General features: G+C 70.7%; 25 protein-coding genes. 18 read left to right on the top strand and 7 right to left on the bottom strand.

The window, feature by feature from the left end; all coding sequences use genetic code 11:
* Nucleotides 1-8 precede the first annotated feature (8 nt).
* From VV01_RS20910 to VV01_RS20900, 3 genes are all read left to right on the top strand, one after another.
* A complete protein-coding gene (locus tag VV01_RS20910; RefSeq protein WP_050671588.1) occupies nucleotides 9-395 on the top strand; it encodes a BlaI/MecI/CopY family transcriptional regulator in 387 nt (128 codons plus the stop codon).
* Nucleotides 396-605: 210 nt separating this feature from the next.
* Nucleotides 606-1,205, top strand: coding sequence for a TetR/AcrR family transcriptional regulator (locus VV01_RS20905; protein ID WP_197275128.1), 600 nt, complete (start codon nucleotides 606-608; stop codon nucleotides 1,203-1,205).
* A 59-nt stretch (nucleotides 1,206-1,264) separates the two neighbouring features.
* On the top strand, nucleotides 1,265-3,649 hold the full coding sequence (locus VV01_RS20900; protein WP_071606480.1) for an MMPL family transporter: 2,385 nt from the start codon (nucleotides 1,265-1,267) through the stop codon (nucleotides 3,647-3,649).
* 388 nt (nucleotides 3,650-4,037) lie between these two features.
* Here VV01_RS20900 and VV01_RS20895 read toward each other — a convergent pair whose 3' ends face one another.
* From VV01_RS20895 to VV01_RS20885, 3 genes are all read right to left on the bottom strand, one after another.
* The gene (locus VV01_RS20895) at nucleotides 4,038-4,679 is read right to left on the bottom strand and encodes a copper resistance CopC family protein (protein ID WP_050671586.1); all 642 of its coding nucleotides are present in this window, start codon (nucleotides 4,677-4,679) and stop codon (nucleotides 4,038-4,040) included.
* The gene (locus VV01_RS20890; protein WP_050671585.1) at nucleotides 4,676-5,413 is read right to left on the bottom strand and encodes a YcnI family copper-binding membrane protein; all 738 of its coding nucleotides are present in this window, start codon (nucleotides 5,411-5,413) and stop codon (nucleotides 4,676-4,678) included. Before VV01_RS20890 ends, VV01_RS20895 begins: the two co-directional genes overlap by 4 nt.
* Before the next feature lie 76 nt (nucleotides 5,414-5,489).
* On the bottom strand, nucleotides 5,490-6,080 hold the full coding sequence (locus VV01_RS20885) for a hypothetical protein (protein ID WP_050671584.1): 591 nt from the start codon (nucleotides 6,078-6,080) through the stop codon (nucleotides 5,490-5,492).
* 73 nt (nucleotides 6,081-6,153) lie between these two features.
* On the opposite strand from VV01_RS20885, the gene VV01_RS20880 reads away from it, so the two are divergent.
* The 5 genes from VV01_RS20880 (at nucleotide 6,154) to galK (ending at nucleotide 11,161) form a co-directional block, all read left to right on the top strand.
* Complete coding sequence (locus VV01_RS20880; RefSeq protein WP_050671583.1) at nucleotides 6,154-7,029, top strand: M56 family metallopeptidase; 876 nt, start codon at nucleotides 6,154-6,156, stop codon at nucleotides 7,027-7,029.
* Nucleotides 7,030-7,180: 151 nt separating this feature from the next.
* The gene (locus tag VV01_RS20875) at nucleotides 7,181-7,852 is read left to right on the top strand and encodes a DUF4282 domain-containing protein (RefSeq protein ID WP_050671582.1); all 672 of its coding nucleotides are present in this window, start codon (nucleotides 7,181-7,183) and stop codon (nucleotides 7,850-7,852) included.
* Between the two features lie 121 nt (nucleotides 7,853-7,973).
* On the top strand, nucleotides 7,974-8,789 hold the full coding sequence (locus VV01_RS20870; RefSeq protein WP_071606479.1) for a GTP pyrophosphokinase: 816 nt from the start codon (nucleotides 7,974-7,976) through the stop codon (nucleotides 8,787-8,789).
* Nucleotides 8,790-8,840: 51 nt separating this feature from the next.
* Nucleotides 8,841-9,998, top strand: coding sequence for a galactose-1-phosphate uridylyltransferase (galT, locus tag VV01_RS20865; protein WP_050671581.1), 1,158 nt, complete (start codon nucleotides 8,841-8,843; stop codon nucleotides 9,996-9,998).
* On the top strand, nucleotides 9,995-11,161 hold the full coding sequence (gene galK, locus VV01_RS20860; RefSeq protein ID WP_231635297.1) for a galactokinase: 1,167 nt from the start codon (nucleotides 9,995-9,997) through the stop codon (nucleotides 11,159-11,161). The genes galT and galK overlap by 4 nt, the downstream gene beginning before the upstream one ends.
* Nucleotides 11,162-11,414: 253 nt before the next feature.
* On the opposite strand, the gene VV01_RS20855 is transcribed toward galK, so the two are convergent.
* Nucleotides 11,415-11,663 (bottom strand): hypothetical protein, encoded by a 249-nt coding sequence (locus VV01_RS20855; protein WP_050671579.1) that lies wholly within the window; start codon nucleotides 11,661-11,663, stop codon nucleotides 11,415-11,417.
* Nucleotides 11,664-11,846: 183 nt separating this feature from the next.
* Here VV01_RS20855 and VV01_RS20850 point away from each other — a divergent pair, with 183 nt between their 5' ends.
* Nucleotides 11,847-12,407, top strand: coding sequence for an isochorismatase family protein (locus VV01_RS20850; RefSeq protein WP_071606614.1), 561 nt, complete (start codon nucleotides 11,847-11,849; stop codon nucleotides 12,405-12,407).
* Here the strand turns inward: VV01_RS20850 and pseI are convergent.
* The gene (gene pseI / locus VV01_RS20845; protein ID WP_050671577.1) at nucleotides 12,404-13,450 is read right to left on the bottom strand and encodes a pseudaminic acid synthase; all 1,047 of its coding nucleotides are present in this window, start codon (nucleotides 13,448-13,450) and stop codon (nucleotides 12,404-12,406) included. The two genes, VV01_RS20850 and pseI, sit on opposite strands and share 4 nt — an antisense overlap.
* Nucleotides 13,451-13,580: 130 nt before the next feature.
* Here pseI and VV01_RS20840 point away from each other — a divergent pair, with 130 nt between their 5' ends.
* The 5 genes from VV01_RS20840 to VV01_RS20820 all read left to right on the top strand — a co-directional run bounded on the left by VV01_RS20840 (nucleotide 13,581) and on the right by VV01_RS20820 (nucleotide 16,811).
* Entirely contained in the window at nucleotides 13,581-14,444 is an 864-nt protein-coding gene (locus VV01_RS20840; protein WP_050671576.1) for a LysR family transcriptional regulator, read from the top strand.
* A 57-nt stretch (nucleotides 14,445-14,501) separates the two neighbouring features.
* The gene (locus VV01_RS20835; RefSeq protein WP_050671575.1) at nucleotides 14,502-14,735 is read left to right on the top strand and encodes a hypothetical protein; all 234 of its coding nucleotides are present in this window, start codon (nucleotides 14,502-14,504) and stop codon (nucleotides 14,733-14,735) included.
* 78 nt (nucleotides 14,736-14,813) lie between these two features.
* Nucleotides 14,814-15,305, top strand: coding sequence for a low molecular weight protein-tyrosine-phosphatase (locus VV01_RS20830; RefSeq protein ID WP_050672069.1), 492 nt, complete (start codon nucleotides 14,814-14,816; stop codon nucleotides 15,303-15,305).
* Nucleotides 15,306-15,308: 3 nt separating this feature from the next.
* Nucleotides 15,309-15,803 carry an arsenate reductase/protein-tyrosine-phosphatase family protein gene (locus VV01_RS20825; RefSeq protein WP_050671574.1) on the top strand — a complete coding sequence of 165 codons (495 nt, stop codon included), beginning with the start codon at nucleotides 15,309-15,311 and terminating at the stop codon, nucleotides 15,801-15,803.
* A gap of 336 nt (nucleotides 15,804-16,139) precedes the next feature.
* Nucleotides 16,140-16,811, top strand: a complete 672-nt coding sequence (locus tag VV01_RS20820) for a slipin family protein (RefSeq protein WP_050671573.1) — start codon at nucleotides 16,140-16,142, stop codon at nucleotides 16,809-16,811.
* Between the two features lie 9 nt (nucleotides 16,812-16,820).
* Here VV01_RS20820 and VV01_RS20815 read toward each other — a convergent pair whose 3' ends face one another.
* The gene (locus tag VV01_RS20815; protein ID WP_157509009.1) at nucleotides 16,821-17,321 is read right to left on the bottom strand and encodes a DUF1232 domain-containing protein; all 501 of its coding nucleotides are present in this window, start codon (nucleotides 17,319-17,321) and stop codon (nucleotides 16,821-16,823) included.
* A 120-nt stretch (nucleotides 17,322-17,441) separates the two neighbouring features.
* Here VV01_RS20815 and VV01_RS20810 point away from each other — a divergent pair, with 120 nt between their 5' ends.
* The 4 genes from VV01_RS20810 (at nucleotide 17,442) to VV01_RS20795 (ending at nucleotide 21,064) form a co-directional block, all read left to right on the top strand.
* A complete protein-coding gene (locus VV01_RS20810; RefSeq protein ID WP_050671571.1) occupies nucleotides 17,442-18,209 on the top strand; it encodes a VOC family protein in 768 nt (255 codons plus the stop codon).
* 64 nt (nucleotides 18,210-18,273) lie between these two features.
* Nucleotides 18,274-19,014 (top strand): NYN domain-containing protein, encoded by a 741-nt coding sequence (locus tag VV01_RS20805; protein ID WP_050671570.1) that lies wholly within the window; start codon nucleotides 18,274-18,276, stop codon nucleotides 19,012-19,014.
* A gap of 143 nt (nucleotides 19,015-19,157) precedes the next feature.
* On the top strand, nucleotides 19,158-20,570 hold the full coding sequence (gene purB / locus VV01_RS20800) for an adenylosuccinate lyase (RefSeq protein WP_050671569.1): 1,413 nt from the start codon (nucleotides 19,158-19,160) through the stop codon (nucleotides 20,568-20,570).
* Between the two features lie 104 nt (nucleotides 20,571-20,674).
* Entirely contained in the window at nucleotides 20,675-21,064 is a 390-nt protein-coding gene (locus VV01_RS20795) for a ribonuclease domain-containing protein (protein ID WP_082221273.1), read from the top strand.
* Nucleotides 21,065-21,287: 223 nt separating this feature from the next.
* Here VV01_RS20795 and VV01_RS20790 read toward each other — a convergent pair whose 3' ends face one another.
* Nucleotides 21,288-22,007, bottom strand: coding sequence for a dienelactone hydrolase family protein (locus VV01_RS20790; RefSeq protein ID WP_050671568.1), 720 nt, complete (start codon nucleotides 22,005-22,007; stop codon nucleotides 21,288-21,290).

The following is a 22,007-nucleotide window of genomic DNA, read 5'->3' as shown; positions in this document are numbered from 1 at the left end:
AGCGACCGATGCGCACAGGAGGCGGCAGCTCGGGCCTGGGCGACCTGGAGTCTGCGGTCATGCAGATCCTCTGGGCCTCGCCGACCCCTCTGTCGGTCCGTGAGGTGCACGCGTCGCTCACCGAGCGCGAGCTCGCCTACACCACCGTGATGACCGTGCTCGACCGGCTCGCCAAGAAGGGCCTGGCCGACCGCCAGCGCGAGGGACGGGCGTGGCGCTACACCGCACGCGCCTCCCGCGAGGAGCTCACGGCCCAGGTGCTGCGTACGACGCTCGGCGGCCTCGCGCCCGCCGACCGCACCGCGGCGCTGCTGCACTTCCTGGGCGAGTCGAGCCCGGGCGAGCGCGATGAGCTGCGTGCGGCCCTCGACGCGCTCGAGCGCGACAGCGACTGACCTCCCGGCCCCGGGCCACGTCCGGGCACCTGCACCACCACCGGCCTCGGCCGTCCACGCTGCGGCTGAAGCCGCTCTGAAACCGTCCTGAAGCAAGCCTGCCGGATGCTCGCTGACATGACCGGCGCCGTACAGATCACTCCACGCTGCGATGCACGTCACACTCCATCGAATTGCACTCGCACGGGTCAGGGTGCAAAACTGCACTTTGTGAGCCAAAGTGCAATTGAGTCGTCGGGCCGCGCCGCCCGCCGCTACGCCACCACCCACCGGCTCTCCGTGTGCGCTCAGCGACTGGCCGACGAGCACGGGGTCGACGGCTTCACGATGGACGACCTCGCCGCCGATGCCGGGGTCTCACGGCGCACGCTGTTCAACTACTTCCCCACCAAGGACGACGCGATCCTCGGCCCGCAGCCGCAGGTCGACGCCGACCTGCTCGCGCAGTTCCGCTCCGGCGGACCCACGGGTGACCTGCTCGCCGACCTGGCCACGCTCGTACGCGACCTGATGGCCTCCAAGTCGACGACCCGCGAGGACGTCGCCGTCGTCCATCGCGTCATGGAGGCCAACCCACGACTGATGAAGCTCGCGCACGAGCGCTTCCACGCCTTCGGCGAGGCGGTGCTCAGCGACATCGAGGCGCGCGAGGGAGACGCGTACGACGCCGTACGCGCTCGCGTCGCCATCACCGTGCTCGGCGCCCTGGTCGCGCTCGCGCTCGACACGTTCGTCAACCGCGACGCCGACGCCACGCTCAGCGAGCTGTTCGAGATCGCGTTCACCCACGCCAGATCCCCTCTCGCATAACGCTTCTCACCACCTTCCCTGGCGGCACTGCCGTCGACCCACCACCACCAGGAGTTCCCATGGCAACCCTGCTGTACCGGCTCGGAAAGACCGCCTACCGGCGGTGGCCGGTGTTCCTCGCCGCCTGGCTGCTCGCCCTGATCGGGTTCGGCACGCTCGCGGTGAGCGTGTCCAAGCCGATGGCCGACACCTTCTCCATCCCGGGCATTCCCTCGCTCAAGGCGCAGGACACCCAGAAGGAGCTGTTCCCCGGCACGGCCAACGCCGAGGACCAGGCCACCGTCAACGTCGTCGTCGCCGCACCCGAGGGGCACACCCTCAAGGAGCCGAAGTACTCCGGTGCCGTCGACGCGCTGATCGCCGACCTCAAGGACACGCCCCAGATGCCCAAGACGCCGCTGGGCAACCCGGTCCAGGCGTCCAACGCGCAGTACAAGATGGCGGTCGAGCAGGCCGTCAAGCAGGGCACACCGCGCGCGGTCGCCGAGACCAACGCCAAGCAGCTGCTGCCGCTGAGCGCGGACGGCCGCATCGGCACCATCACGTGGACGTTCGACGCCCCGTCCGTGCAGGACGTCAAGCAGGAGACCCGCGACGAGGTGCTCGCGAGCCTCGACAAGGCCCGCAAGTCCGGCCTGACCGCTGAGGTCAACGGCTCCGGTATGCAGGCCATGCCCGAGACCGGCGGCAAGAGCGAGCTGCTCGGTGTCGGCGTGGCCGCCCTCGTCCTCATCATCACGTTCGGCTCGCTCGTCGCCGCCGGCCTGCCGATCATCTCGGCGTTCGTCGGTGTCGGCATGGGCATGCTCGGCATCCAGCTCGCGACCGCTTTCACCACCATCGGTACGACGACCCCGATGCTCGCGACGATGATCGGCCTCGCGGTCGGCATCGACTACACGCTGTTCATCCTCGCCCGTTACCGCAACGAGCTGCACGACACCGACGACCGCGCCGAGGCGATCGGTCGAGCCGTCGGCACCGCAGGATCCGCAGTGGTGTTCGCGGGTCTGACCGTGATCATCGCGCTGTCCGCGCTGTTCGTCGTCGGCATCCCGTTCCTCACCTCGATGGGTCTGGCCGCCGCCGGCACCGTGTTCTTCGCGGTCCTCGTCGCCCTGACCCTGCTGCCGGCCGTGCTCGGCATGCTGAAGTCGAAGTCCTTCGGCGGCCGGGTGCGCAAGCAGAAGGTGCACCGCGAGGACGACGGCAAGCTCATCAACAACGGTGTGCGCTGGGCGCGCGCCATCGGCAAGGCGCCGATTCTCATCGCCGCGCTCGTGATCGTCGTCCTCGGCGCGCTCGCGACGCCGGTCAAGGACCTGCACCTGGCCCTGCCGAGCGACTCGACGGCGTCGGCGACCACGACCCAGCGCAAGGCGTCGGACCTGATGACCGAGGCGTTCGGCCCCGGCCGCGAGGCCCCGCTGGTGATCATCGCCGACGGTCGCGACATCACCGACCCGCAGGCGCGACCGAAGGCGTACAGCGATGTCGTCGCCTGGGCGTCCAAGCAGGGTGACGTCGCCAACGCCCAGATCGTCGGCATGAACAAGGACGGCACCGGCGCCCAGATCCTGATCACGCCGAAGTCCGGCCCCGACGACCAGGCCACGCTCGACCTGCTGCAGAACCTGCGCGACGGCGAGCCCGGCATCGAGAACCAGACCAAGGTCGACGTCGGCACCACCGGCATCACAGCCATCCAGACCGACGTGTCGGACCGCCTGACCGAGGCGCTGCCGCTCTACCTCGCGGTGGTCGTCGGCCTGGCGTTCATCCTGCTGATGCTGGTGTTCCGCTCGATCCTGGTGCCGCTGACCGCGACCCTCGGGTTCCTGCTGTCGGTGCTCGCCACGCTCGGCGCGACCGTGCTGGTGTTCCAGGAGGGCCACCTCGGCCTGGTCGACGGGCAGCCGCTGGTCAGCTTCCTGCCGATCATCCTCATCGGCATCGTGTTCGGTCTCGCGATGGACTACCAGGTGTTCCTGGTGACCCGGATGCGTGAGGCGTACGTGCACGGCGCGACCGCCAAGGAGGCCGTCGTCGACGGGTTCCGCCACGGCGCCCGCGTGGTCACGGCGGCCGCGGCGATCATGATCTCGGTGTTCGCGGCGTTCATGCTGCAGCCCGACAACCTGATCAAGTCGATGGGCTTCGCGCTCGCGGCAGCCGTGTTCTTCGACGCGTTCATCATCCGCATGGTCCTCATCCCCGCGGTGATGTACCTCATCGGTGACAAGGCGTGGTGGCTGCCGAAGTGGCTGGACAAGATCCTGCCCAACGTCGACGTCGAGGGCGAGAGCCTGGCCAAGCTGCAGGCGGCCACGCCCAAGCACGCCACCGACGCCGAGGCGCCCGCCGACGAGGACCCGTCCCAGCCGGCCCGTCACCAGGCCGACGATGACGACGACATCGACGACGAAGAGCTCACGCGGGTCTGACGATCGGCGGATCGCACCCGCACCACCCAGAACGCCGTACGCCGGTCGCTCACCTGAGCGGCCGGCGTACGGCGTTGAGGTCGCCACCTCTCTGAGAACCCCCGCGAACGGGCACTCCTCAGACCACCCGACCCGACCGGACCTGAGAACCCCCGCGAACGGGCACTTCGCAGACCGCATGGGCCCAGTGGCCGTACGCCGGTCGCTCACCTGAGCGGCCGGCGTACGGCCTTGTGATCTGTGCGCAGGAACGGCTCATGGATCCGGTTCGGACCGACCGTTGCTGCGCACTCCAGGAGCGGACCCGGCCGATCCGCGGCAACGGGTGTCGGATCGGGCGTCAGGACACGCATTACGACACCCGCTGGACACGGCCGTCGATCGGTGGTCAGTCCTCGTCGTCCTCGTCGTGGGTGTGCCGGGTGGTGCCGTCGGACCGCGAGCGGCGCCGGACCAGGCCGACGAGCGCACCGACGATGGCGCCGACCACGAGCAGGCCGACCAGGGTGACCAGCAGGTTGCGGCCGTCCTCGGGCTCATCGGACGCCGCGTCGGACGACGGCGCAGCGGACGGGACCGCGGTCGGCGACGACGTGCCGGTCACCGCCTGCGTCGTCGCGGTCGCGCCGCCGGGCGTGGCCGTCGGCTCGGACGACGCACCCGCCGCAGCAGCCGTCGCGGTGAACCGGAACGTGCCGCTGATCGGGTGGCCGTCGACGGAGGTGACCCGCCACGTCACGGTGTAGTCACCGGCCGGTGCACCCGCCTTGAGCGGCTGCGTGACCACGTGGTCGACGAACTGGGGCTTGCCCTCGTCGACCGGGCCGTCCGGGCCCTTGACCTGGATGACCGAACCCGTCGCGATGGCCGGGTTGTTGAACGTCAGCGTGACCTTCGAGGGCGCAGTCGCGACGGTCGAGCCGTCCTTGGGCGAGGTCGAGATCAGCACGTCGTGGGCCGACGCAGCAGGTGCGCCGAGACCCAGCACGGCGGCCACGGCGGCGAGCAGCAGGAGCAGACGGGCCCTCATACCTGGCCATCCTTGCGCGGGCGCGTCCAGCCGAGCACGCCGGCACCGATACCGACGACGCCCGCGAGCAGACCGCCACCACCGAGCCAGCGCGCCGTGCTGTCGGTGCTGGCCGTGCCGCCGGACTCGGGCGCGGCCGCCGCAGCCGGAGCCGCACTCGGCGCGGCTGCCGGGGCGGCTCCGTGCCCACCCTCGGCCGCGGTCACCGTCAGCGCGGGTGCGGGCTTGTCGGGCTCGGCCGCACCGGCCTCGGTCGGCTGGTTCCAACGGACGACCTCCCCGTTGGAGTAGGTCTGGTCGGCGGGCAGGACGACGGTCTTGCCGGCGGCCGGCAGCTTGCCGACGCTGATCGCGAACTCCTGGTACTGCTCGGGCCGAATCGCGTTGGCACCGCTCGCAGTCCAGGTGACCGTACGCACCGCCTCGGTGATCGTGGTGCCCTCGTCGTCGACCGGCTTGGGCAGCTTGGCCGTCGCCGTCGAGATCGCCCAGCCGGGAACGGGCTTGACCGACACCGACAGGAACGGGTCGGCCTGCGGGAGCGTGACGGTCACCTTGGTGGTGCTCGCGTCGTCACGCTCGTTGGGCACCCGGAAGGTGAGCTGGGAGTACGAGCCCGCGGCCGTCGTACTCGGTGTCACCCGCACGTGGGCGGACGCCGAGGCAGCGGTGCCGGCGAGGGTGAGGCCGGCGAGCGCGCCGACCGTGAGGAGTCTGGGCAGGGTTGAACGCATGAGTTGTCCTTCGAGATGAGTGGGGTCAGCGCTCGTACGCCGGTGGTTCGGCGTACGAGGGATGGCAGGTGGGTGCTCAGCGGCTGAGCGCGACCTGCGGCGGACCTCGAAGGAGCGGGACGTGGCGCAGCGCCACCCGCGGCCGGGTCGGGCCGGTGTGGCGGGGCAGCTGACGGCGGGTGGGCGCCGGTGCGGTCGGACGTGTCGGCAGCGTCAGGCCGAGCGCGGCGGCGAGCGTCCAGAGGATCTGCTCACCGCGCGCGAGGACCAGGGCCAGCGCGAGGGTCGCGGCCGCGTGCGCGAGCAGCATCGCGGCGCCACCGCTCGCGGCGTGGCCGGCCATCGCGCCCGGCTCACAGGCCGTGGCGTGCGCGGCGTGATGATCGCCGCTCAGGCAGTGCGACCCCGTCGGCGTCGAGCCCAGCACCCCGAACGTCGTGTGCAGAGCGATCTGCGACCCGGCGAGCAGACCGAGCATCGCCAGGCGACCGATGCGGCGTCCTGAGACGAGCACGGCGACCGCGAGCACCGCACCGAACCCGAGGCCGAGGACACCTACGCGGGGCGGGCCGCCGCCACCGGTGACGTGAGCGGTCGCCGACAGCGCCACCGCCACGGACGCGAACGTCGCGGCCCTGGCCAGTCGTACGCCACCCCGGTCGAGCACCCGCCCAGCCTAGGTCGTCCCGGTGGGCCGGTACGGTCCTGGGCACGCAGGCACGTCAGAGAGGATGGCCCGCATGACAGTCGGTGCGGTCGCCGTGCTCGCGATCGTGCTGGCGTGGCCCGTCCCTCGACTCCTGCCGCGCCTGCACGCGCTGCGCCACGTCCCGGGGCCTGCCCTGCTGCTGTGGCAGTCGGTGTCGCTGGCCGCGGTCATCGCCGGTCTCGCAGCCGCGCCGCTCGCGATGCTCGATCGCGCCCGCGACACCACGGCCGTCCCCGACCCCACCGACCACCTCGGCACTCTCGTGCTCGGCCTGTCGGTGACGGGCGTGATGGTCGTCCGGCTGCTGCTGGAGGCGCACCGCGTCGGCACCGACCTGCGACGCACCCGACGCCAGCACCGCGAGCTGGTCGACCTGCTCGGCGACGACGGGCCTGCCGACCGGCCCGCCGACGTACGCGTCCTCCCGCACCCCACGCCCACGGCGTACTGCGTCCCCGGTCGCCAGCACCGGGTGGTGATCACCGACTCGACGATGCAGTCGTTGCCCTCCGGCCAGCTCGACGCCGTGCTCGCGCACGAGCGCGCCCACCTGCGCTACCGGCACGACCTCGTGCTGGAGTTCTTCACCGTCCTGCACCACGCCGTGCCGCCATGGCTGCGCAGCCCCGGCGGCCTGCGTGAGGTGACCCTGCTGATCGAGGTGCTCGCCGACCACACCGCCCTGCGGACCGCCCCGCCTCGCGAGCTCGGCCGGGCCCTGGTCGCGCTCGCCGAGGGCACCCACCCCGAGGCCACGCTGGGCGCGCACGGATCGGCCCTGACCCGGCTGCAGCTGCTGCAGCAGCGCCGCCACCGTCCCGGCCTGGTGGCACTGGTCGTCGGGGCGTCCGTCGTGGTCCTGCTGCTGCCGCTCGTGCTCGTCGCGCTGGTGCTGCTCGGCGTCTGAGCACGCGACTCGTCGGCTGCTGCGGCCCTGATGAGCGGGTCCGGCGTGATATCACTGCACTGCCTGTCCATCGCCAGGCACGTCGGCTTGGCGGGCCCGGGCCACGGACGCGAGGATGGGCCGCCAGGACATCCCCCAGGGAGGAATCGCAATGTCATCGCCGACCAACGGCTCGTGGAACGACACCCCGGACAGCTCGGGACCCAACCCCCAGTACCCCGGCTACAATCAGGGCAGTGGCTTCGGTCAGTCGCAGGGTCAGGGCCAGCCGCAGAGCATCGGCCAGGGCTTCGAGCAGCAGGGTGGTTTCGGCCAGCCCGCCGGCGCGGGCCGTCCGTCCGAGGGCCAGCAGGACCAGACCAGCATCGGCCAGGACTTCGGCCAGCAGCAGGGCGGTTTCGACCAGGGCCAGCACGGCTCGTACGACCAGGGCCAGCAGGGTTACGGCCAGCCCCAGCAGCAGGGCGGCTTCGGCCAGCAGGCTGCCGGCAGCGCAGGCGCCGCGGTCCAGGGCGCCGGCGACGGCATCGGCGACCTGTTCAGCGACTTCCAGTTCAAGAAGGGCCTCACCGAGAAGATCGCCTCGCTGGCGTTCCTGCTCACCGTGGTCTGGGCGGTCATCCGCTTCGTGCGCACCCTCGCCCACGCGTGGGGCAGCCAGGACTTCGGCACCGAGTCCGTCAAGAACATGGGCGGTTTCGAGGCCTTCATGACCACGCTCGAGGCGCTCGCCTCGCTCGTGCTCACGGTCGCGATCATCCGCATCGTGCTCGAGCTGGCCGTCAACGTCGCCCGCATCGCCAAGGCGCGCGCCCGCGACTGACGCCCGCCCTCACGGCTCACCCGAGGCCCGCTCGTCCGCACCGGACGGGCGGGCCTCGTCGTCTCTCCGGGTACACCGGACCCACGGGCGGTGCACAGAGTCCCGGCTTACCATCGAAGTCATGGTCGACACGTCCGCATCTGCGTCCGGGGCCGACCTCCTGGGGCTGCTGGGGGAGTTCCGCGAGCTGCGTGATGAGTTCACGCGCTTCATGCTCTGCTACCAGTTCGGGATCGACGAGGTCACCACCAAGATCAAGATCCTGCAGCAGGAGTTCACCCACATCCACTCCTACAACCCGATCGAGCACGTCTCGTCACGGCTGAAGACCCCGGAGGGCGTCCTCGCCAAGGCGCAGCGCCGGGGCGTCAGCCCCGACCTCGAGAGCGTGCGGGCCGAGATCACCGACATCGCCGGTGTGCGCGTGACGTGCGCGTTCGTGAGCGACGTCTACCGGGTGTTCGACCTGCTCACCGGGCAGGAGGACGTGCGGCTGATGATCACCAAGGACTACATCGCCGAGCCCAAGGCCAACGGCTACCGCAGCCTGCACGCGATCGTCGAGGTGCCGGTGTTCCTGTCCGACCAGACGGTGCTCGTGCCGGTCGAGGTGCAGTTCCGCACCATCGCGATGGACTTCTGGGCCAGCCTCGAGCACAAGATCTACTACAAGTACGACCGGCAGGTGCCGTCCGAGCTGCTCGAGGGTCTGCACGAGGCAGCGACCACCGCCTCCCAGCTCGACGCTGACATGGAGCGCCTGCACCACGAGATCCGGGTCGCCCCCGACGGCACGCGCAGCGCCCCGCGCGGCCCCCAGGTCGAGGTCTCCGACCAGGCGGTCGCCGCGCTGCGCGACTTCATCGCCTCGGACGAGCCTGGCGCAGCAAGCCGGACCGCCCACTCCGGCGGCCCCGACGAGGCCATCGACATCTGAGCCGACCACGTCGTACGCCGCCGCCGCGGACGCGTCCGTTAGCGTCGTCCCGTGACCCGACGAACCACAGGCCGGCTGGCCGACGGACGCGAGATCCTCTGGTACGACGTCGACGGGTCTCCCCCGCGTGACGTCCCCGCCGACGAGCGCGACCTGCCGCACACGGCCACCTCGTCGCAGATGCGCCAGGACGTGCTCACGGGTGAGTGGGTCGCGCTCGCCTCGCACCGGCAGACGCGCACGTTCATGCCGCCCGCCGACGAGTGCCCGTTGTGCCCGTCGCGCGAGGGCCGCCACACCGAGGTGCCGACGCCGGACTACCAGGTGGTGGCGTTCGAGAACCGCTTCCCGTCGTTCTCCACGCGCGTCGAAGGCATCGAGCCCGTGGAAGATCAGGCGACGATGCCGGCCCGCGGGAGCCTGCGACCGCGGCCGGAGGAGGAGCATGATCAAGAGCGCATCGACGGGATCGAGCAGCTGCGAGCGGGCGTCGGTCGGTGCGAGGTCGTGTGCTTCTCCAGCGACCACGACGGGTCGTTCGCGACGCTGACCCAGCAGCAGGCGCGCCTGGTCGTCGACGCCTGGGCCGACCGCACCCACGACCTGTCGCAGATCCCCGAGGTCGAGCAGGTCTTCCCGTTCGAGAACCACGGCGCCGAGATCGGCGTGACCCTGCAGCATCCGCACGGCCAGATCTACGCCTACCCGTTCGTACCCGCCCGGGCGCAGCGCGAGCTCGACTCGGCCCGGGCGTACGCCGATCGCACGGGCCGCTCCCTCTTCGGCGACATCGTCGAGCGTGAGCTGGCCGACGAGGTGCGGGTGATCGCGTCCAATGAGCACTGGGTGGCTTTCGTCCCGTACGCCGCGCGCTGGCCCATGGAGGTCCACTTCTTCCCGCGGGTGCAGCGGCCCGACCTGCCCTCGCTCACGTCGGCGGAGCGGGATGCGTTCGCGGAGGTCTACCTCGACGTGCTGGGGCGGTTCGACCGGCTCTACTCGACGCCGATGCCCTACATCGCCGCCTGGCACCAGGCGCCCGTGCGGCAGGACCGCGACCTCGCCTGGCTGCACCTCGAGCTCTACTCCACCCGTCGTGGCGAGGGCAAGCTCAAGTACCTCGCGGGGTCCGAGTCCGGCATGGGCGCGTTCGTCGGTGACGTGCTGCCCGAGCAGCAGGCCGAGCAGCTCAAGGAGGCCGGCGCGTGAAAAGCGTTGAGGACATGCAGGACTCGGTCCTCGCGTCGTTCCGGTCCGAGTTCGGCGCTTCGCCCGACGGGTTCTGGTTCGCGCCCGGTCGGGTCAACCTGATCGGCGAGCACACCGACTACAACGACGGCTTCGTGCTGCCGATGGCGCTGCCCCTCGGCACCGTCGCCGCCGTACGCCGCCGCGACGACGGTGTGCTGCGCGTCCACTCAGCCGAGGCACGTGAGACGCGCACGATCACGCTCTCCGAAGTCGCACCAGGTGGCGACCTCGGCTGGTTGTCCTACGTGGCGGGCGTCGCATGGGCCGCCGGCGAGCAAGGCCTCGACGTCCCCGGTTTCGACATCTCGTTGGAGGCCAATCTCCTTCAGGGAGCAGGCCTTTCGTCGTCGGCGTCCCTGTCGTGCGTGACGGCCAAGGCATGGTCGGACCTGGCCGAGTGGGGCCTCGACGGCGACGCGATCGCCGCACTCGGTCGTACGGCCGAGAACGAGATCGCCGGAGCACCCACGGGTGTCATGGACCAGCTGGCCTCCGTGCACGGCCGGGCGGGGCACGCGATGAAGATCGACACGCGTTCGATCGACGTCGAGCAGATCCCGTTCGACCTTGCGGCACAAGGGCTTTCGCTGCTCGTGGTCGACAGCCGAGCACCGCACGCCCTGGTCGACGGTGAGTACGCCGAACGCCGCGCGTCCTGCCGTGAGGCCGCGCTGATGCTCGGCGTCCCTGCGTTGCGCGACGTGCCGCTCGACGGTCTCGACGAGACGCTCGGTCGCATGAAGTCCGATCTGCTGCGTCGCCGCGCCCGGCACATCATCACCGACAGCGCACGCGTGCTCGAGGTGTCGGGGCTGATGCAGGACGGCGGTGACGTACGCCGGATCGGCCCGCTGCTCAACGACTCTCACGCCTCGATGCGCGACGACTTCGAGATCACGGTGCCCCAGGTCGACGTGCTCCAGGAGGCGCTGGTGTCGGCGGGGGCCCACGGTGCGCGGATGACCGGCGGCGGCTTCGGCGGGTCGGTCATCGCGCTGGTCGACGCCGGCTCAGAGGACTGGATCATCGAGGCTGCTCACCAGGCGGCGACTGCTCACGGGTACGACGAACCGACCGGGTTCGTGGCCACGGCCGCCGACGGCGCCCACCGCCTCCGCTGAGCCCACCGCCCGGCGAACCACATCGCTGGTCGAGCAGGCGAGCCGTATCGAGACCACGACCCGCTGGTTGAGCCGGCCCGAGCCGGGTCTCGATACGGCTCGTCCCTCGCCTACTCGACCCAAGTAGGCGAGGGCCGTGTCGAAACCACGCGACGTACGGCGAGAGTCTCCCTGCGTCGTACCTCGGTTTCGACACGGGCTCGCGCTGGGGCGCTCGCCCGGCTCAACCAGCGGAGCCGGGCAACCAGCCGGGTCAGCCGGCGTGGCGGTGCGGCCAGCTCACGATCGAGCCGTGCGCTCCGACGCAGACCTCGTCGAGGTAGGTCACGCCCTCAGCACGCCAGCCCAGCGAGTGGTCGTCGACCTGCACCCGCTCGATGGTGGCGTGCTCGTGGGCGCGGAACCGCAGCCCCTGGTCGTCGTGCCGGACGAGCTCACCGAAGATGACGGCCCCGACCGGGGTCTCGTCGGCGTCGAAACGGTAGACGGTGTCGTCCGACATGACGGCCTCCTTGCCGCAGGTGCACAGGTCCCCGTCCGACGCGCGCGGTCGTCGTACGGATCCTGACTCGTCCAGGACGTTCCTGGATAGCCGCTTCTCCAGGAGGTGTCGCGTCGCCACGCCGCTGATACGACCGACGCCAACCGGTCGGAGATCGTCCGGAACCGGTTCTACGGTGCAGCCATGAGCACACAGCAGAGCGCACTCCTCGTCGTCGACGTGCAACAGGGCAACACCGGTGAGGCGTGGCAGCGCGACGCCGTGATCGGTCGCATCCGCGGCCTGATCGACCAGGCGAAGTCAGCAGACGTCCCCGTGCTGTGGATCCAGCACGAGGCCGGCCCGTTCACTCCGGGCTCGGACGCCTGGCAGATCGCCGAGGAGGTCCGCCCGGCCGACGGCGAGACCGTCATCGGCAAGCACTACCTCGACGCCTTCGTCGAGACCCCGCTGCGCAAGGAGCTCGACGCGCTCGGCGTCAAGCACCTGGTCATCTGCGGTGCCGCGACCGACGCCTGCATCCGATCGACGACGGCGCGCGCCCAGATCGAGGGGTACGACGTGACGCTCGTCAGCGACGGCCACACCACCGACGAGGGACCGTGGCCGCTGCCGCTCCCGGACGGCACCGAGGTGCCGGTCGGCGCACAGCAGATGATCGCGTTCACCAACTTCTTCGTCGCCGACACCGAGTACCCCGGCAGCACCACCAAGGTCGTCCCGGCGTCCGAGGTGACGTTCTAGACCAGACCCCAGTCGAGGGCCGTGCCACGGGCGACGTCCGCCCGGAAGGTACGGCCCTCGACCCGTGAGAAGGCTTCTGGCTCAAGGCCGTTCGCGGGTCGGATCGAACGCACGTTGTCCGCGCTGACGCGGTCACCGGCCTTCACATCGGTCACCACGTACAACGACCGACGGAACCGCAGCCCTTCCTTCTCCTGCTGACGCGCACCGATCCGCGCCTGCCCCAGACACTGCCACCCCGTACGCGTCTCACGCACCAACGCCGCCAGCTCCTCCGGCTCGGAGGAGAACGCCGCGTCCACCCCACCACCCTCACGCTGCAACGTCACATGCTTCTCCACCACACACGCACCCAACGCGACCGCCGTGATCGCCGCACCGATCCCGATCGTGTGATCCGAGTACCCGATCAACGTCCCGAACGCATCCGCCATCACCGGGATCCCCCGCAGATTCGACTCCGACGGGTCAGCCGGGTAGTTCGCCGTGCACGCCAGCACCACGATCTGCTCATTACCCGTCGAGCGGGCCGCCTCGACCGCCGCGTTGATCTCACCCAACGACGCCATCCCCGTGGAGATGATCACCGGCTTCCCCTTCGAAGCCGCGGCCCGGATCAACGGCAGGTCCACGATCTCCGAAGAGGCGATCTTGTACGCCGGCGCCCCCAGCCCCTCCAGCAGGTCGATCGCCGTCGGATCGAACGGGGAGGAGAACACCGTGATCCCGGCCTTCTTCGCCTCAGCGAAGATCGGCTCGTGCCACTCCCACGGCGTGTGCGCCTCGGTGTACAGGTCCCACAACGTGCGACCACCCCACAGCTCATGACCATCCGAGAGCCGGAAGTCCGGCGCATCCGACTCGATCGTGATCGTCTCCGGCTTGTACGTCTGCAGCTTCACCGCATGCGCACCCTGCCGCGCGGCCATCCGCACGATCTCCAAGGCCTTGTCCAACGACCCGTCATGATTGCCCGACATCTCCGCGATGACGTACGGCTCGTGCTCGGGGCCGATCTCGCGGTCGGCGATACGGATGCTCATGGTGTCCTCTCAGGCCGTACGACGGTCGTACCGGCTGCCCTCGACCCTGCGACCGCCCGACCGGCCGCGTCCAACAGACATCGCGGATAGCCTCATCAGCGGGACGAATAGCCGCAGGCCAGGAGGGTGCATGGACGTCGACGCCGGTCTGCTGCGCGCGTTCCTGGTAGTCGCCGACGAGGGCACGATGACCGCCGCCGCGCGCCGCCTGTTCGTCTCGCAACCCGCACTGTCCGGCCAGATCCGACGGCTCGTACGCGCGACCGGGCTCGACCTGTTCGTCCGGCTCCCGGTCGGCGTCCGGCTGACCACCGCGGGCGAGGCGTTCGCCCCCTACGCCGAGCAGGCCCTCGCCGCGCTCGAGCGAGGCGTGGCCGAGGCGGCCGCGGTCGCCGGAAGGGGATCGCTGCGGCTCGACGTCCTCGACCCTTCTCTCGCGGTCCCTCGACGGGCCGTTGCCCGTCTGCGTGAACGGCTGCCGCAGCTCACGCTCGAGGTGACGGGTCGCGGTTCGGTCGAGCAGGTACGCCGGCTGCGGGCGGGCGACCTCGACGTCGCCCTGACCGGCACGTCCACCACCCCCGACGACCTGACCGACACCCCGCTGCTCGACGAACCCCTCGGCGTCGCCGTCGCGGCAGCGCACCCGCTGGCGCGCGCGACCGACGTACACCTCGACCAGCTCACTGACGACGTCCACTACCTGCCGCGCGCCGAGTTCGCCCCCGAGTGGGTCGATCTGGTCGTCGGCGCGTGCCGGGCGGCCGGGTTCGAACCACGGCTGCTGCCCCTGCGCACCGAGTCGGCCGGCGGTCCGTTGCAGCTGGTCGCCGCGGGCGAGTGCGTCGCGGTCAGCCTGCTCAGCACTCCGGCGCCGCAGGGCGTGGTGATGGTGCCGCTCACCGACGCACCGGCGTACCGCTGGGTCGTGCGCACCGCCGGCAGCGGAGCGCTCGTGACCAGTGCGCTCGCAGCGCTCCACGGCCTCACCTGACCGGCTAGCGTCGTGCCACCGGGCCGAGCCCCGCCCGCGACACGCAAGGAGCCAGCCATGCACCGTCGTACGACCCTGTCCCTCGCCGCCGCAACACTCGCGCTCGGTGGCGCACTCGCCGCCGCACCCACCGCCGACGCGGGCATCTACACCTGGCACTACAGCGCGACCTACTCCAGCACTGCGGCCTGCCAGTCGGCCGGTGCTGACGCGGTCGCGACCTCTGAGGCCGTGAAGTACGAGTGCCGCGGCGCCTCGGCCACCGAGCTCTGGCTCGCCGAGATCTGGTGACGTCTCGCACCGCCCTCGGCGCGCTCGCACCGGGGGCGGTGCGGCACGGACGCCCGTCGGTGCTGTTACATGGACGCCATGGCTGACCCGTACCGCATCTGCGTGGTCTGCAGCGGCAACATCTGCCGCTCACCGATGGGCGAGATCGTCCTGCGCTCCCTGCTCGAGGACGCCGGTCTCTCCGACCAGGTCGTCGTCGACTCCGCCGGCACCGGCGGCTGGCACGCCGGGCAGCCCGCCGACCCACGCACGGTGGCGGCGCTGGCGCGGGCCGGGTACGACGCCTCGGCCCACCGGGCGCGTGAGCTCACGCCTCCCGAGCTCGCCGAGCGCGACCTCGTGCTCGTGGCGGATCGCGGCCACCTGCGCGAGGTCGAGTCGATGGCCACCCACTCCGGTGGCGACCCCGAGATCCGGCTGCTGCGCGAGCTCGACCCGCAGGCCGTCGCCGACGGCACGGTGGAGGTCGACGACCCCTATTACGGCGACGAGGCCGACTTCGAGCGCTGCCTCACCGAGGTACGCGCCGCGTGCGTGGGCGTCGTCGACCACGTCCGCGCGAGGGTCTGAGCCATGCGCGGCGTCCGGGCCCAGGTGGTGTGCGCGGCCAACACCTGCCGCTCCGCCATGACCGCAGTCGTGCTGCGCGACCTGATCGACCGGTCGCCCGTCGGCGAGCGCGCCGAGATCACCTCGGCGGGGCTGCTCGTGATGCAGCCCGACCTGCCCGCCGACCCGCACGCCGTTGCAGCCCTCGCCAAGGTCGGACTCGACGGATCTGCCCATCGCACAACGCAGTTCGAGGTCGACGATGCCGACGACTACGACCTGGTGCTGTTCGTCGAGGACCGCCACGTCGGCCTTTTCGAGAGCGCCCGACCACCGCGCGCCGTGCGTGACAAGGTCCGGTTGCTGCGCTCGTTCGACCCCGTCGCCGTCGCGCTCGGCACCCTCGACCTGGACGACCCGTACGGCCACGGGCAGGCGGCGTACGACCGGTGCCTGAAGGACATCCGCGCCGCTGCTCCGCGGGTGGTCGTCGAGCTGGAGCGCATCGCCTCGGAGTGACCGGTCCACGAATTCGGTGGAACCAGAACCGTATTCGGTCCATCATGTCCTGCGGCGGGGGAAGCAGCCGACGGAGTGTGCTCCAGGTCGGTCCTGTGTATCGCCCCACCACTGCATCTGTCCTCGGAACAGATCTGGCACAGGCTCTCCAGCCTGGGGTTCAACTCCCTCAGTGACGTGTCGCCGGTCGGCGCGAGCGTCGGGTCGTCCTGCGGCCCGCTCCTCGCCTCGGCTGGAGCCGCGCCCCACGTCTCGACGTGTCGGCCGGCGGCCCGTCTTGCCTGATCCGTCGCGTGCAGGTGCAGCCGTCCGAGTAGGCCTGAAGGAGGTCACCTCATGTCCCTGTTCCACACGACCGTCCCGACCCGGCACGCCTGCCTGGTCTACAAGAACGGCGCCCTGGTGACCGTCCTCGGCAGCGGCCGGCACCGGCGCGTCCGCAAGGCTGAGCACGTCGCGGTCGACCTGCGCGAGCAGATGTTCACGACCGCGACGCAGGAGGTCCCGACCTCCGACGGCCTGTCCGTCCGGGCGACCGTCGCCGTGCGCTGGGCCGTCGCGGACCCGGTGCGCTTCCACGAGGTCTCGACCGACCCGGTCGGCACGATCTACCTGGCCGCTCAGGTGGCGCTGCGTGAGCAGATCGCGCACCTGACCCTGGACCAGGTGGTCGAGCGCGGCGCGAGCGCACCGACGACCGGTCTCACCGAGGCGGTCGCCGCGGTCGCCGACCGCGTGGGCGTCGTCGTACCCGAGGTCATCGTCAAGGACGTGCTCCTGCCCGCCGAGATCCGGGCTGCCGCAACGGATCTTGTGGCTGCCAAGCAGCGGGGTCAGGCCCGCCTGGAGGAGGCGCGAGCCGAGACGGCGGCGCTGCGCTCGCTGGCCAACGGCGCCCAGCTGCTCGACAAGCACCCGGCGCTGGCCCAGCTGCGGCTCGTGCAGGCGCTGCCGCCGGGTGCGCGTGTCTCACTGCAGGTCGGCGACGCGGACGCCGGCGACGACTGAGAGCGCGGGTCAGCCGACCGCGCCGTCGAGCGGGGCGCCGATGGGTGCCCCGCTCGACGGCGCGACAGGACCGTGATGACCGTGGTCGTCGTGGGGAGGCGGGAGGTGGCCGGCAGCGACCTGAGTGACCCAGCGGACGATCGCGACGTCGTCGATGTGGCCGTTGGGCCGGTGGTCAGGGATCGCGTCGTGGTCGATCACCAGGTAGGACAGCGCCGCGATGACCAGTCGCAACCGGGCGCTCGTGGTGGGGTCGAGGTCATCGACGCCCTCGCCGAGACCTTCGTCGAGCTCTTCGGCCCTCGCCTCGACCACCGAGCACGCGATGTCGATGTCGAGCCGCCCGTGCAGGTCGTCGATCGTGCCGATGCCGAACGTCTTGCGGTCGACCTGCTCCAGCAGCGTGCGCAGCCGAACGCTGTCGTCGGCCAAGGGACCGGCGAGGGCTCGCGCGCGAGTGAACGCGGGCGAGGCCAGCAGCCGGGCCACGCCCGGTTCGTCGTGAACCATGGCAGGAGAGTACGGCTGATCACGCACGGACGGGGACTTGTCCGCAATGTCTGTGGCGGACGTCGTACGCCGGTGGTTGGCTGGTCCTGAACGCACAGCCCCCGACGAAGGAGCCCCACCATGCCCACGCGTGACACCGTCTGGCCGGCCGGGACCCCGTGCTGGGTCGACTGCGGGTTCGACGACTTCGACCGCGCCCGCCGCTTCTACGGTCACCTGTTCGGCTGGGACACCGACGAAGGCGACGGTCCGAGCCGCTACACGATCTGTCTCAAGAACGGCCGGTCCGCAGCCGGCATCTCGGCCAACGCCGACAAGGGCCAGGGCACGTTCTGGGCCACCTACTTCGCCACCGACGACGCCGACGCCACGGCCGCGGCGGTCCGCGACGCGGGCGGCACGGTCGTCATGGAGCCCACCGACGTCGGCCCGGGGCGCATGGCGATCTTCGAGGACACCACCGGCGCGAGCTTCAGCGTCTGGCAGGGCGGCGACATCACCGGCGTGCAGGTCTACGGCGAGCCCGGCACCCTCGCCTGGAACGACCTGATGACCCGCGACCTCGAGGCCGCCAAGACGTTCTACGCCGCGGTGTTCGGCTACACCTACGAGCCGACCGGCGACGACTACGTGCTGTTCACCCCGCCCGGCGCCGAGCGTCCGGCCGGCGGCATGCACCTGGCCGCCGAGCTGCCCGACGAGGTCCCGCCGAGCTGGCTGGTGCACTTCGCCGTGGCTGACCGCGACTCGACCGTGAGCCTGGCCGAGATGGAGGACGGCGTCGACGTGCTGATGACGTTCGACACACCGTTCGGGCCGGAGGCGACGCTGCGGGGCCAGGAGGGCGAGGTCTTCAACGTGATCGCGCTCGCCGACGGCGCGGGCTGAGGCGGCCGGCCGGCCGGATGCCACGAATGCGTTGCCTGTCTGTGGGCACCACTACGTTGCCGCCATGCGGGTGGGGATCTACATCGACGGCTTCAACCTCTACTACGGAGGACGCGGTCTCATAGGCGCACGGGGTGTGCCCGGATGGCGATGGCTCGACCTGCGCACCCTCAGCACGAACCTCGTCGCTGCTCGCGCGGCATGGCCGTCGGTGACCAGTACACGTGTCGTGTACTGCACCGCCCGCATCAAGGCTGACGCGGACAACCCGGCCGCATCGGCACCGCGTGATCAGGAGGTCTACCTGCGGGCTCTCCGTGCCTCAGCCTCTGTCGACGAGATCGCACTGGGCAACTATGTGTCACGAGTTGCCACCGCCCCACTGGCGACTGCCAACAAACGCAAGCGGCCGGTTCTCACGCGTCCGGCGTGGCCCGTCATGATCAAGGACGGCTCGGACGACGTCCCGAATGCCACCTTCATGGCCTCGGTCGCACGACGTGAGGAGAAGGGCAGCGATGTCAATGTCGCTGCGCACCTGCTCATCGATGTCCTCCAGGGCGATGTCGACGCCGCAGTGGTGATCAGCAACGACAGTGATCTGGCGTTCCCCGTCGCCCAAGCCCGGCTGCGCGTACCTGTCGGCACGGTCAATCCCACCAAGGGCTACACCGCCGGCGACCTCAACGGCTCACCGAGCGATGGCGTCGGGCAGCACTGGTGGCACCAGCTCACCACGACCGAGCTCCGAGCGGCGCAGCTGTCGGCCAATGTCGGCAGGCTCCACAAGCCGCGGGCTTGGTGAAGTCCGGTTGCCGCATACGCCTCGGTGCTGCAACAATCGACACACACCGCCCGCCCCCTTCGTGGGGCGGGTTTATTTTTGCGCGCGGTCACCTGCCGGGCGCGTACGACGACCGCCCGGCGGGGCCTGAGAGAATGCCGCCCATGCGTTCTCTTGCCGACGTCACGCCGCCGATCGCTCTGGGTGCCCTCGACGGGCGCTACCGCCCCGCGGTCGCTCCCCTGGTCGACCACCTGTCCGAGGCCGCGCTCAACCGCCGGCGCGTGCACGTCGAGGTCGAGTGGCTGATCCACCTCACCGACCAGCAGGTCGTGCCGGGCGTCCGCGCGCTGACCGCTGACGAGCAGCAGCAGCTGCGCGCAGTGGTCGAGGAGTTCGGCCCCGACGAGATCGCTGAGCTCGCTGAGATCGAGCGCGAGACCGTCCACGACGTCAAGGCCGTCGAGTACTTCCTCAAGCGGCGCCTCGAGCGCATCGCCGGCTCCGACGCGGCCGGCCTCGCCGAGCTCATCCACTTCGGCTGCACCAGCGAGGACATCAACAACACCTCCTACGCGCTGATGGTGCAGGGCGCCGTCCAGCAGGTGTGGCTGCCCAAGGCGCAGGCGTTCGTCGAGCAGGTCAGCGGTATGGCCCGCGACCTGCGCGACGTGCCCCTGCTGTCGCACACCCACGGTCAGCCGGCCACCCCGACGACGATGGGCAAGGAGCTGGCCGTGCTCGCGTACAGGCTGGGTCGTCAGCTCACGCGCATCGGCGGCCAGGAGTTCCTCGGCAAGATGAACGGCGCCACCGGCACCTACGGCGCGCACACCGCGGCGCTGCCCGACGTCGAATGGCCTTCTGTCTCACAGGGATTCGTCGAGGGCCTCGGCCTCACCTGGAACCCGCTCACGACCCAGATCGAGAGCCACGACTGGCAGGCCGAGCTCTACGCCGACATCGCGCGCTTCAACCGCATCCTGCACAACCTGTGCACCGACGTGTGGTCCTACATCTCGCTCGGCTACTTCGCCCAGGTGCGCGGCCAGGGCACGGTCGGCTCGTCGACGATGCCGCACAAGGTCAACCCGATCCGGTTCGAGAACGCCGAGGCCAACCTCGAGGTCAGCAACGCACTGCTCGACGTGCTCGCCTCGACCCTCGTGACCAGCCGACTGCAGCGCGACCTCACCGACTCCTCGATGCAGCGCAACATCGGCACGGCGTTCGGGCACTCGCTGCTCGCGATCGACAACGCCTCGCGCGGCCTGGCCGGGCTCGACGCCAACCCCGCGGCGATGGCCGCCGACCTCGACGGCAACTGGGAGGTGCTCGGCGAGCCGGTGCAGTCGGCCATGCGCGCGCTCGGCGCCCAGGGCCACCCCGGCATGGACCAGCCGTACGAGCGCCTCAAGGAGCTCACCCGCGGTCGCCGCATCAACGGCGACGACCTGCGCGAGTTCGTCCGTGGCCTCGGCCTGCCGGCCGACGTCGAGGAGCGGTTCGTCGCGATGACCCCGCAGTCGTACGTCGGCCTGGCGCCCCAGCTGGTCGACTACCTCGACCGCGACTGACGCCCGCGCACCACACGATCGGCAACGTGGCGCTGGCCAACTCCTGACGAAGTCCTGACGGCGCGGCCACCCGCATGCCGTCGTACGACGACACGGTGGTGGCCATGACCACGTTGACCAGTCGCTTCGGACGACTCGCCTCCGCCACCGTCGTCGCCGCCGGCCTCACCCTGGCCGCTCACCCCTCCGCTGATGCCGCAGTGCCCGACTGCGCGCTCTCGTCGTTGCCCGCCGAGGCCACGACGACGGCCAACCTGATCAAGGCGGGCGGTCCGTTCCCGTACGACCAGGACGGCACGGTCTTCCAGAACCGTGAGGGCATCCTGCCGTCGCAGACCTACGGCTACTACCACGAGTACACCGTCAAGACCCCGGGCGAGGACACCCGCGGTGCCCGGCGCATCGTCACCGGTGGCACGCCGCTGACGAGCCCGCCCAACTGGTACTACACCGGCGACCACTACGCGTCGTTCTGCAAGATCACCGGCGTCTGACCCGAGCACCGTCCTCACCGGCCGAGGAGGGCCGGAGCCCGAGCGCAGACCCGTATCGAGACTACCGGGCCACGGCTACGGAGGTCTCGATACGGCTCGCCCGTGGGGCTCGCCTACTCGACCAGCGGGACGGCTGGCTCACCACACGAACCAGCGCACAGTCACCGACGAACCCTCAGGCGCCCGGCGACGGGCGCGAGCTCGCGACGCGGCTTCCCAGCGTCTACGACCGCTCAGTGGCTCCTGTCAGGTGGGTGGCGAAGAACGCGAGCACCCGCCGCCAGGCGTCCTCGCTGTCGTCGTGCCGGTAGCCGATCCGCAGCACGCGCAGCAGCGGCGCGCCGTCGTACCGGTTGGCGAACGAGTGCCCCGAGCGCGGGTACTCCTTGACGTCGTGCTCGACACCCCGCGCGGTGAGGGCGGACTCCAGCCGGGCGGCAGCACCCTTCATGCCCGGGGCCGGGTCACGTCCGCCGAAGCTCGCGACCACGGGGCAGGCGCCGTCGAGCACGGACTCGTCGGACGGGACCTCGCCGTAGTAGGGCGCGCTCGCGTCGAACCCGCGCGCCGCCATCAGCAGCGCGAAACCACCGCTCATGCAGAACCCGACGACGCCGATCCGCCCGGTGCAGTCGCGGCGCTCCTCGAGCATCAGCCGGGTGGCCTCGACGTCGCGGAAGACCTGACCCTGCCCGGCCCGCAGTGCCTTCATCGTCGACCTGATGCAGCGCAGCGCCCCACCCCGTGAGTACAGGTCGGGCAGCACCGCGAGATAGCCGGCCTGGGCGAACCGGTCGGCGATGACCCGGTCGTCGTCGCTCAGACCGACGATGTCGTGCAGGATCACCACGGCCGGCCATGGTCCGGGGCCGTGCAACCGGGGGTCGGGTTCTGCGAGGTAGCCGCCGATCTCTTCGCCGTCCACGGCGATGGTGATCTCCAT

The organism is Luteipulveratus halotolerans (genome assembly GCF_001247745.1).
GTDB lineage: Bacteria > Actinomycetota > Actinomycetes > Actinomycetales > Dermatophilaceae > Luteipulveratus > Luteipulveratus halotolerans.
This window is presented reverse-complemented; position numbering and strand designations above follow the sequence as displayed.